The organism is Roseococcus sp. SYP-B2431 (assembly GCF_004336745.1).
Taxonomy (GTDB): Bacteria; Pseudomonadota; Alphaproteobacteria; order Acetobacterales; family Acetobacteraceae; genus Roseococcus.
Window position 1 is genome coordinate 1,225,843 of record NZ_SJXD01000011.1, and the last position, 10,332, is coordinate 1,236,174.

The following is a 10,332-nucleotide window of genomic DNA, read 5'->3' on the forward strand; positions in this document are numbered from 1 at the left end:
CAGGTCCAGACAAGCCGCCAGCGCAGGAATTCGCGGGGTAGGCCAACCTGGGGTTAGTCTGCGCCGATGATTGAATCTCTGCCCCCGTTGGCGAGCCTGCATGCCTTCGTCCTGGTGGCGGAGACGGGCAGCCTGGCCGCGGCCGCGGAACGGCTGAACGTGACGCAGCCGGCGGTGAGCAAACGGCTTCGCATGCTGGAGGCGCATCTGGGCGTGGCGCTGGTGCGACGCGGGGCGAATGCGCTGCGCCTGACGCCGGAGGGCGAGAGCTACGCGACGGCGCTGGCCGGCGCCTTCTCGGGGATCCGCACGGCCACGGCGGCGCTGGCCGCGCCCGCCTCGGGGCCGCTGCGCGTGCGGGCCTATACGACCTGGGCGCTGCGCTGGCTGATCCCGCGGCTGTCGCGGTTTCGGGAGCGGCATCCGGGGCTGGAGGTGGAGGTGACGACCTCGGTGACGCCGGTGGATTTTTCGCGCGAGGCCGTAGATGCGGCGATCCGCACCAGCGACCGCCCGCCGGTTCCGGGGGCGGAGCGGCTGCACAAGGTGACCATCGCGCCCTTCGCGGCGCCGGGGCCGGCGCGGGCGGCGAAGCGGGGCGGGCTGGCGGGGGTGACGCTGCTGGGGAGCGTGGTACGGCCGCAGGATTGGGGGATCTGGGCGAAGGCGACGGGGACGGCGCTGCCTTCGACGCCGCTGCTGTTCGAGAGCACGTCGCTGGCCGTGCAGGCGGCGATCGAGGGGCTGGGGGCGGTGATCGTGTCGCCGTTGCTGGTGGCGGAGGATGTCAAGAGGCGGAGGTTGGTGGGGTTGGCGCAGGGGGATGTGGCGACGGGGGACCACTATTGGCTGGTGCTGCCGCCGGGGCCAGCGAGAAGGGAGGCGTTGGCGTTTCGGGATTGGTTGGTGGGGGAAATTGCGAATTAGTCCCGAAGCGATAGCGCTCGCGCGCTATTTTACGCGCTCGACGTAATCGAGAAGTTTAGGATTTTTTATAGAACAATGATCTGGAACATCCTTGCCGGTCGGAAATGCAATACGAACCTCTCGTTCGCCAACGAACCTATATGGTTTACCAAATATGGCGGGAAGACGACCTCGCGTCCTCAAAGCGCGAGCAAGATTCCTCGTTAAATGTTTTGGAAAACCAGTCACCTTGCTTAAAGGAAGGCTAGATCGATGTACCTTGAGGTCAGCATACTGCACCAGTCGAATTTCGTACGAATATCCGAGTTCCTGACTTAGTAATTCTGCAAATGGTCGAATTTTTATTCGCAAAATAATGGGCCCAAATTTCTTAAGCATTTCATTTTTATTTTCTATATCTCTAGCTGATGAAAAAATATAATTGTCAAATCCGGATAGTGTCGCAGCAGTTAATTCTCTATTGGCAACTGAATAAGCACAATACGAGCTGCCTTCAAAGCGGTCTCCCGCGGGATCGCCTTGCAATTCAAATTGACGATAACGTTCTAAAGAGCCTAGTAAAAAAGATCCTTTGCTTACGTATTTTGAATACGTTTCTTCGGTCACAAATTTGTAAGTATATTCATCGTCGTAACGCAAAAAATCACCATCTTCATATATTTGCATATTTGTATATACCGAGGCAGGCAGGCCTTTAATGTCATCAAAATAGCCCTGCATCGCTTTAGCAAATGCGAAAAGCTGTTCATCAGTAAGCTTGATATCGGGTTTGGTTATTGAAGTGGCCGCAATAATTATCGAACCGCCACCGCCCCTGTATCGAAACCCGATATCTGGCAGAAACTCGAAATCAAGAGGGTGTGGATTAGAGAGATTAGTATCTTCGGGTAGTGTCCACATTTTAAATACTCATATTGTTCTCTGATTCGATTCCCTATCCCTCATTCGCCTGGATCATCTCCCGCACCCGCGGATAGATCGCCTGCGCCCACCGCCGTCCCGAAAACACCCCGTAATGCCCCACCCCCGTCTGCAGGTGGTAGCTCCGCATCGTCACCGGCAGGCTGCGGCAGAGGTCCAGCGCCGCCATGGTCTGCCCGATCCCGCAGATGTCGTCCTTCTCGCCCTCCACCGCCATGACCGCCGTCCGCCGGATCGCCTCCGGCCGCACCGTCCGCCCGCGCCAGGTGAGCTCGCCCTTCGCCAGGGAATGGTCCTGGAAAATCGTCTTCACCGTCTCCAGGAAGAAATCCGCCGGCAGGTCCATCACCGCCAGGTACTCGTCGTAGAAGCGGCGGTGCTGCGCGGCCTTGGCCGCGTCGCCGTTGAACAGCGCCCAGAACTGCTCGCGATGCGCCTTCATATGCCGGTCGAGATTCATCGACATGAAGGCCGACAGCTGCAGCGCCCCCGGATAGACCCGCCGCCCCGCCCCCTTGTAGCGCCAGGGCACGGAGGCGATCAGGCTGCGCTCGAACCAGCCGATCTCCTTGCTTTCGGCCAGCCTGTTCACCTCCGTCGGGTGCTGGCGCGCGTCGATCGGGCCGGCCATCAGCGTCATGCTGCGCGGCGAGCAGCGGTGGCGGTCCTCCGCCATGATCGCGACCGCCGACAGCACCGCGACCACCGGCTGGCAGACCGCCAGCACATGCCCGCCGGGGCCGATGGCCTCGAGGAACTGCATCACCGTCTCGGTGAACTCGTCGAGGCCGAAGCGGCCGGCGGAGAGCGGCACGTCGCGGGCGTTGTGCCAATCGGTGATGTAGACGTCGTGGTCCTGCAGCAGCACCTGCACCGTGTTGCGCAGCAGGGTCGCGAAATGGCCGGACATGGGGGCGACCACCAGCACGCGCGGCAGGGCCAGGTCGATGTCCTTGCGGAAGTGCAGCAGGCTGGCGAAGGGGTTGGCGGCGACCACCTCCTCCTCGATCTCCACGGACCGGTTGCCGATGCGCACCGGCTCCAGCCCGAAGGCCGGGCGGGTGGCGGTGATGCCGGCATGGCCGAAGACCTCGAAGGCCGCGCGCAGCGCCCGCAGCCCGGCGAAGCCCGGATGCTCGATCGGCATCATTGCGCCGCCCAGCCCGCGCGCCATGGACCGGAGCGGGTGGAAGATGTCCTGGCCCGTCTGCAACGCCTTGTAGATCATCGGTATGTCCTGCCCCGGGGTCCGACGCCGAACCGGGCGCCATGTTGCCCGCGCCGAGGCGTTTCGCAACCGCGAAATCATTGGTAGCCTGCGCCGAACGGGATCCGGGGGCCGGCATGTCAGGCGTGAAGACTCGCAGCAGGCCCGCGGCGGCCCGGCCCGCCGTGAAGCCCAGGCCGATGCGGCAGAAGGCGTCCGAGCCCGTGGCGAAGCTGCGCATCAGCAGCCGCAACTACTCCTCCTGGTCCATGCGCGGCTGGCTGATCCTGCGGCTCTCCGGCCTGCCCTTCCGCACCGAGGTGGCCCAGCCGGACGACCCCCGCACGCGCGCCGAGCTGCTGCTGAACTCCTCCTCCATCCTGCTGCCCTGCCTGGAGCATGACGGCGCGGCGGTCTGGGACACGCTCGGCATCGCCGAATACCTGAACGAGCTGCGGCCGGAGGCCGGGCTCTTCCCCCAGGATCGCCTGGCGCGGGCGCGCTGCCGCTCGATCTGCGGCGAGATGCATGCGGGCTTCCACGCGCTGCGCTCCTCGCTGCCGATGAACCTGAAGGCGCATGTGCACGGCTTCACCGTGTGGTCGGCGGCGCGGGCGGATATCGAGCGGATCCTGCACCTCTGGCGCGGCTGCCTGGAGGAATGGGGCGGGCCCTGGCTGTTCGGCGCCGAGCGCTGCGTGGCGGATGCGATGTTCGCGCCCGTGGTGACGCGGTTCCGGACCTACGAGGTGAAGCTGGACGAGGTCTGCGAGGGCTATGCGCGGACCATCGAGGGCTGGGCCGACTTCCGCGAATGGGTGGAAGCGGCGCAGCAGGAGCCGGAGGCGCGCATCACCGAGCTGGAATTCGACGCCGAGTTCTAGAAGGGCAGCACGCCGAGCAGGTCGCCCTCCTCGACGCGGGTGACCTCCGGGCCGATCACGCAGAGCCCGTCCGCCGCCGCCAGCGGCGCCAGCCGCGCCGAGCTGCCGCGCCCCAGCAGCTGCAGCACCGGCAGCCCCAGCGCGTCGGTCCCTGAGAAGCGCACGGGCGCGAACTCCACGCGGCCCGGCTTGCGCTCCTCCCGGAAGCCCGCGCGCGCGACCATGGGGCGCAGCGGCCGGGCGGGCGCGCCGGCCAGCCGGTCCAGCACCCGGCGGCCCACCAGCCAGAGGTTCACATAGGCCGCCAGCGGGTTGCCCGGCAGCGCCAGGATCACCGCCGCGCCCAGCCGCCCGGCCTTCACCGGCTTGCCGGGCCGGATCGGCAGATGGACCACCTCGATCGTGCCGCCCGCGGCCAGGATGGCCCCGGCCATGTGGTCCTCCTCGCCGACCGAGACGCCGCCCGAGGTGACGATCAGGTCCGCCGCGCCGGCCGCGCGCAGCAGCGCGTCCCGGAGCGGCCCGGGCTCGTCCGGCAGGATGCCGAGCTCGACCAGCTCCACATCCGGCGCGCGCAGCATGGCGCGGAGCATCGGCCCGTTGGAATCATGCACCTGGCCCGAGCCGAGTCCGCCGCCCGCCCTTCGCAGCTCGGCGCCGGTGGAGGCGAGCGCGACGCGCAGCCGCCGCGCGACCGGCAGCGCATCGTGCCCGGCCGCGACCGCCAGCGCGATATGGCGCGCATCCAGCCGTTGCCCGGCCTCCAGCAGGGTCACGCCGGCGCGCAGATCCTCGCCCGCGCGGCGAATATTGGTGCCGGCGGGAATGCCTTCGGGAACGGCGATGCCGTCGCCCTGCCGGATCACCTTCTCCTGCTGGACGACGCCATGGGTGCCCGCCGGCACGGGCGCCCCCGTGAAGATCCGCGCCGCCTCGCCGGGACCGAGCGGCGCGCCGTCGGCGTCGCCGGCCGCGAGCCGGGCCGTGATGCGCCAGGCCGCCCCTGCCGGCGGGCCCAGCGCGTAGCCGTCCATCGCCGATTGGTCGAAGGGCGGCACGTGGTGCAGCGCAGCGAGCGGCGCCGCCAGGACGCGGCCCATGGCCGCCTCGGCCGTCACGGTCCCGCGCCCGGCGATGGGGCGCGCTATGGCCAGCAGGCGGGCCAGCGGCTCGCGGAGGATGGCGAGGGGATCGGGCGGCAGGGCCGTCAGCATCGGGTCATGCGCCGACGAAGACCATATGGCCATCGCCGCGCGCGATGGCGACGAGCGTCATGCCGTGGTGCCGCGCGCGGTCCAGCGCGAGCGAAGTGGGAGCCGAGATGGCGACGAGCGTGCCGGCGCCGAAGGCCGCCGCCTTCTCCACCATCTCGAAGGAGAGCCGGCTGGTGATGACGCAGAAGCCCCCGGCCGGATCGGTCCCTGCCCGCAGCAGCGCGCCGATCAGCTTGTCCAGCGCATTGTGCCGGCCGACATCCTCGCGGACGAGAAGCAGCGTGCCGTCCGGCGCGGCCCAGGCGGCGGCGTGCACGGCGCGCGTGGCCGCATTGAGCGGCTGGCTCTCCGACAGGCCGGCAAGCGCGCGCTGGATCGCCTCGGGCGCGACAGGGGCGCCCTGGCCTCGCCGTTGCTCGGCCAGGGGCAGTCCGGAGAGCTCCTCCACCCCGCAGACGCCGCAGCCCGTGCGGCCGGCCGTGTTGCGCAGCCGGCGGTTGGCGAGGAGCGCGTGCAGCCGGTCGGGCACGAGATCGATGGTGACGGTCAGCCCGTCCGCACCGCCCTCCAGCTTCAGGCCACGGATGTCGGCGGGCGTGCGGATCACGCCCTCGGTGAGGCTGAAGCCGACGGCGAAATCCTCGAGATCGGCCGGCGTGGCCATCATCACCGCATAGGGCTGGAACCCGTAGACGAGGCCGACGGGCGCCTCGACCGCGACGCGCCGGGCGAGGGCCTGGGGCGCCCCCTCGCCCGCCGGCACGCGTGTCGCCGTGACCTCGCGGGAGGTGGGCGTGTCGATGGTCTCGGGGCGCGTCGGCACCTGGGCCTCCTCGGGCGGATCCGCCGCGGCGGGGCCGCCGAGATTGGCACCGCGCCGGGCCCGGCGGAAGGGCCGCGCCTCCTTGCGCGCCGGCCTTGCCGGATTGATCCTGCCCGGGACGGAGGGGCGAAATGATCCATTCTCGAACAGGCCAGCGACGGGCCCGGTGCGCATGAGCCGGACCCGCTTCTACCAGGGCGTCGGCCCGGTGCTCACCGTCTGGGAGCCCGACCCCGCGGCGCTCTCGCTGACGCGGCTCTCCGAGGCCCGTCTCGCGGCCAATGTGCAGTATGTCTGGCGGCACCCGGCGCGGCATGTGCTCTACGCGGCCTCCAGCAATGGCGGGCCGCGCCGGACGGGCGACCGGCACTTCCTCCAGGCCTTCCGGATCGCGCCCGGCAGCGGCGCCCTGACGGCGCATGGCGGCACGATCGGGCTGCGGGCACGGCCGATCCATCTCTCCATCGACCGCGCCGGCGGCTTCGCGCTGGTCGCCTACAACGAGCCGAGCGGCGTCACCGTGCACCGGCTCGGCGGGGACGGCGCGCTCGGCGAGGAGGTGCGGCAGACGGTCCCGCCCGATGGCGGCATCTACGGCCACCAGGTGCTGGCGACGCCGGACAACGACGCCGTCATCCTCGTCGCGCGCGGCAACGAGGCCGGCGCGGGCAAGCCCGAGGATCCCGGAGCGCTGAAGGTCTTCGGCTTTCGGGACGGCCAGCTCACGCTGCGGCAGACGGTGGCGCCGCGCGGCGGCTACGGCTTCGGGCCGCGGCATATCGACTTCCATCCGACGCTGCCGCTCGTCTTCGTCTCGCTGGAGCGGCAGAACCGGCTCGCGGTCTTCGGACTGCGCGACGGGAGGCTGACGCCCGAGCCACTCTTCACGGCGGAAACCCTGCGGCGCCCGGGGGCGCATCCGCCGCAGCAGCTCGCGGGCGGGCTGCACGTCCATCCGAACGGCCGGCACGTCTATGTGGCAAATCGCAGCGATGCGATGGGCGAATTCGAGGGCCGGCCCATCGGGCTGGAGGGCTTCGAGAACGGCATCGCCGTTTTCGACCTCGACGCGGAAGGCCGTCCCAGCCTCGCGCAGAGCCTGGAGGTGGGGAGCTTCCACCCGCGCACCTTCTCGCTCGATCCCAGCGCCCGGATGATGGTGGCGGCCACGATCGCCGGACGCCGGGTCCGCGACGGCGCGGGCACGGCGATGCGCCCGGCGAGCCTCGCGATCTTCCTTGTGGGCGAGGATGGGCGGCTGGCCTTTTCCAGCTCCATCCCCGTCGAGACCGGCGAGTCCATGCAGTTCTGGACGGGGATGAGCGCGGCCTGAACGATAGGGAGTGGCGCGCCGGGCGACCCGGGCCGCGGCTTTCGGCACAGCCGCCAGGGCGGCTATAAGGGGGCAAGGGAAAACCAAGGAAACGCCTGTGAACGCACCCATCTCCCGTCGAAGCGCGGCCGCCGCCGGCCTCGCCCTCGTCTCCGCGACCAGCGCCAGGGCGCAGGGCACCGACTGGCCCTCCCGCCCCGTCCGCGTGATCGTGCCCTGGCCACCCGGCGGCACGGCCGACAGCGTCGCCCGCGTCCTCTTCGCTGAGACCTCGCAGCGCACGCGGCAGCAATTCGTCGTCGACAACCGCACCGGCGCCACCGGAATGATCGGCAGCGGCTATGTCGCGACGCAGCCGGCGGACGGCTACACCGTCCTCTACGGCACGACGCCGCTCTCGACCGCCGTGCTCTTTCCGCAAATCACCTTCGATCCGGCGCGCGACCTCGTCCCGGTCTTCCAGGCGATCACCGTGCCGCAACTGCTGCTCATGCATCCCTCGGTCCCGGCGGCTTCCGTGGCCGATGTCATCGCCGACGCGAAGGCCCGGCCAGGCGCGCAGAACTGGGCCTCGGCGGGAAGCGGCGGCGTGCAGCACCTGGCGCTCGAGCTCTTCTCGCGGCGGGCGGGAATCCAGGTGAACCACATTCCCTATCGCGGCGGCGGCCCCGCCACGAACGACCTGCTGGCGGGCCAGGTGCAGTATTACTGGGGCAATGCCGACACCGCGATCTCCTTCGTGAAGGAAGGCCGGCTGAAGGCGCTCTGCCACACGGGCGCGACGCGGCTCGCCTCGCTGCCGCACCTTCCGCCGCTCTCCGACACGCTGCCGGGCTTCGAGACCTATGAGTGGAACGGGCTCTTCGTGCCCGCCGGCACGCCGCCCGCCATCGTCGCGCGGCTCAACGCCATGATGAACGAGACGCTGGCGACGCCGGCCGTGGCCGAGCGCCTGCGCGGCCTCGACCTGCAGTCGCGGGCGAACACCCCCGAGCAGTTCGCGGATTTCTTCCGCGGCCAGAGCTCGCGCTGGAACAGCTTCATCCAGGAGGCCGGCATCAGGCTCGAATGAGCCGGCCCCTTGCTGGCGCCGGCGCGATCTTCGATGGTTCGGGGCAGGCCAGCCGGCATCGCGCCGGCCCCTCGCCAGCCAGGAGACGATTCATGCCCATGATCCGCGTCGAGATGTATGCCGGCCGCACGCCCGAGCAGAAGAAAGCCCTGGTGAAGGCCCTCACCGAGGCCTTCGTTGCCACGGCCGGCAGCACGCCAGAATCCGTGCAGATCGTCCTGCAGGACATCGAGAAGAGCGACTGGGCTTCCGGCGGCGTGCTCGCCTCCGAGAAGGGCTGACTCAGCTCGTCCCGATGCCCTCGTAGCCGCGCCGGGCGATGCCGTTGGCCCAGGCGCGGTAGTTCTCCGCGCTGCCCGTGTAGCGCGCGACGCGCCGGACCTGCCGGCCCTCCACGTTGATGTTCACGCCGGTCATCCAGGAATCCACCTCCATGCTCAGGAGGCCCTGGGCGATCTCCATCACATGGGCCATCCATTCGCCCACGGCTTCAGGGCTCGCCTCGAAGCGGGTGATACCGCGCTCGGTCACGTAGTGCAGGAAGTCGGCCACCCATTCCACGTTGAATTCGATGGTGCGCGGGATATTGCCGAGCGCGTTGTGCGGCCCCACCAGCATCAGCATGTTCGGGAATTCGTCGACGAGCATGCCGACGAGCGAGGTGGCGCCGTCCCGCCACTTCTCCTTCAGCGCCACGCCGTCCCTGCCGCGGAAGTCGATGCGGTCGAAGGCGCCGCGCAGCGCGTCGAAGCCTGTGGCATAGACGATGATGTCGAACTCGTACTCGGCCTCACTGGTCTTGATCCCGGTCGGCGTGATGCGCTCGATCGGCGTCGCCTTGCTGTCCACCAGCGTCACGTTGGGCTGGTTGTAGACCTCGTAGTAGTGCGTCTCGAGCGGCACGCGGCGGGTGCCGAAGCCGTGGTTCTTCGGGATCAGCCGCTCCGCGACCTGCGGATCCTTCACGCGCTCGCGGATCTTGCCGGCGATGAAGCGCGAGACCTCCTCGTTCGCCGCGCGGTCGGTCAGCATGTCCTGATAGTTGCCGACCCAGATGCCGAAGCCGCGCTCGGCATAGAGCTTCTCCAGGAAGGCCCGGCGCTCCTCGGCCGGGACGTCGAAGGTGTTCTGCGGATGCGCCGTGTGCAGGAAGCAGGCCCAGGTCTCGCGGCAGCGCTGGAAGATCTCGTCGTAGCGGGTGCGGATCTCCGCCATCTCCTCGGGAGGGATCGTGCCGTTGTGCAGCGGCGCGCACCAATTCGGCGTGCGCTGGAAGACCGTCAGCTGCGCCGCCGTCTTGGCCACCTCCTGGATGGTCTGCACGCCCGAGGCGCCGGTGCCGATGACGGCGACGCGCTTGCCCGCGAAGTCCACCGGCTCCTTCGGCCACAGCCCGGTGTGGAAGGAGGGGCCGCGGAACTCCTCCATGCCGGGGAAGCTCGGCATGGTGGGCGAGGAGAGCGCGCCGATGGCCGTGATGAGGAAGCGGGAGCGATGAAGGCCGCCATTCTCCAGCTCGACGGTCCACATCCGGCCGGCCTCGTCCCAGCGCGCCGCCTTCACCCGGGCAGAGAACTGGATGTCGCGGCGCAGGTCGTACTTGTCGGCGACACGGTTGAGGTAGCGCTCGGTCTCGGGCTGGGGCGCGAAATGCTCGGTCCAGTCCCATTCCGCCAGCAGTTCCTGGTCGAAGGAATAGCCGTAGGAATAGCTCTCGGAATCGAAGCGGCAGCCCGGATAGCGGTTCCAGTACCAGGTGCCGCCCACGCCGGTCCCGGCCTCGAGGACGCGCGTCCTCAGCCCCAGCTCACGCAGCTTGATGAGCTGGTAAAGGCCGGACATGCCGGCGCCGATCACGATGGCGTCGAAGCTGTCGGTCTGGATGGCGGGCTCGGTCATGGGCGCGGCGGCTGACATGCGGATAGCGGGTCCCCGGGTGATGACGGTCCTG

Annotated in this window: 10 protein-coding genes; 5 read left to right on the forward strand and 5 right to left on the reverse strand. The window is 68.9% G+C overall.

Translation table 11 applies throughout. The features are described from left to right. The first annotated feature begins 66 nt into the window (after positions 1-66). Entirely contained in the window at positions 67-927 is an 861-nt protein-coding gene (locus tag EJV46_RS07175; RefSeq protein WP_131547860.1) for a LysR family transcriptional regulator, read from the forward strand. A 24-nt stretch (positions 928-951) separates the two neighbouring features. On the opposite strand, the gene EJV46_RS07180 is transcribed toward EJV46_RS07175, so the two are convergent. Further along, on the reverse strand, positions 952-1,827 hold the full coding sequence (locus EJV46_RS07180; RefSeq protein WP_131547861.1) for a hypothetical protein: 876 nt from the start codon (positions 1,825-1,827) through the stop codon (positions 952-954). 34 nt (positions 1,828-1,861) lie between these two features. Beyond that, positions 1,862-3,076, reverse strand: a complete 1,215-nt coding sequence (locus tag EJV46_RS07185; protein ID WP_131547862.1) for a polyhydroxyalkanoate depolymerase — start codon at positions 3,074-3,076, stop codon at positions 1,862-1,864. A gap of 179 nt (positions 3,077-3,255) precedes the next feature. Here EJV46_RS07185 and EJV46_RS07190 point away from each other — a divergent pair, with 179 nt between their 5' ends. Further along, positions 3,256-3,939: a glutathione S-transferase gene (locus EJV46_RS07190; RefSeq protein ID WP_131547863.1), complete on the forward strand. Its 684-nt coding sequence runs from the start codon at positions 3,256-3,258 to the stop codon at positions 3,937-3,939. Here EJV46_RS07190 and EJV46_RS07195 read toward each other — a convergent pair. Then, positions 3,936-5,153, reverse strand: a complete 1,218-nt coding sequence (locus EJV46_RS07195) for a molybdopterin molybdotransferase MoeA (protein ID WP_165585381.1) — start codon at positions 5,151-5,153, stop codon at positions 3,936-3,938. The genes EJV46_RS07190 and EJV46_RS07195 overlap by 4 nt on opposite strands. A gap of 4 nt (positions 5,154-5,157) precedes the next feature. Then, positions 5,158-5,976, reverse strand: coding sequence for a formate dehydrogenase accessory sulfurtransferase FdhD (gene fdhD, locus EJV46_RS07200; protein WP_240782433.1), 819 nt, complete (start codon positions 5,974-5,976; stop codon positions 5,158-5,160). Between the two features lie 172 nt (positions 5,977-6,148). Between fdhD and EJV46_RS07205 the strand changes: the two genes are divergently transcribed. The 3 genes from EJV46_RS07205 to EJV46_RS07215 all read left to right on the forward strand — a co-directional run bounded on the left by EJV46_RS07205 (position 6,149) and on the right by EJV46_RS07215 (position 8,662). After that, a complete protein-coding gene (locus EJV46_RS07205) occupies positions 6,149-7,309 on the forward strand; it encodes a beta-propeller fold lactonase family protein (protein ID WP_165585382.1) in 1,161 nt (386 codons plus the stop codon). A 97-nt stretch (positions 7,310-7,406) separates the two neighbouring features. Then, complete coding sequence (locus tag EJV46_RS07210; protein WP_165585383.1) at positions 7,407-8,381, forward strand: tripartite tricarboxylate transporter substrate binding protein; 975 nt, start codon at positions 7,407-7,409, stop codon at positions 8,379-8,381. Next, on the forward strand, positions 8,378-8,662 hold the full coding sequence (locus tag EJV46_RS07215; protein ID WP_255465989.1) for a 2-hydroxymuconate tautomerase: 285 nt from the start codon (positions 8,378-8,380) through the stop codon (positions 8,660-8,662). Before EJV46_RS07210 ends, EJV46_RS07215 begins: the two co-directional genes overlap by 4 nt. 1 nt (position 8,663) lies before the next feature. Here the strand turns inward: EJV46_RS07215 and EJV46_RS07220 are convergent, their stop codons facing one another. Beyond that, on the reverse strand, positions 8,664-10,298 hold the full coding sequence (locus EJV46_RS07220) for an NAD(P)/FAD-dependent oxidoreductase (protein ID WP_206020726.1): 1,635 nt from the start codon (positions 10,296-10,298) through the stop codon (positions 8,664-8,666). Positions 10,299-10,332 lie beyond the last annotated feature (34 nt).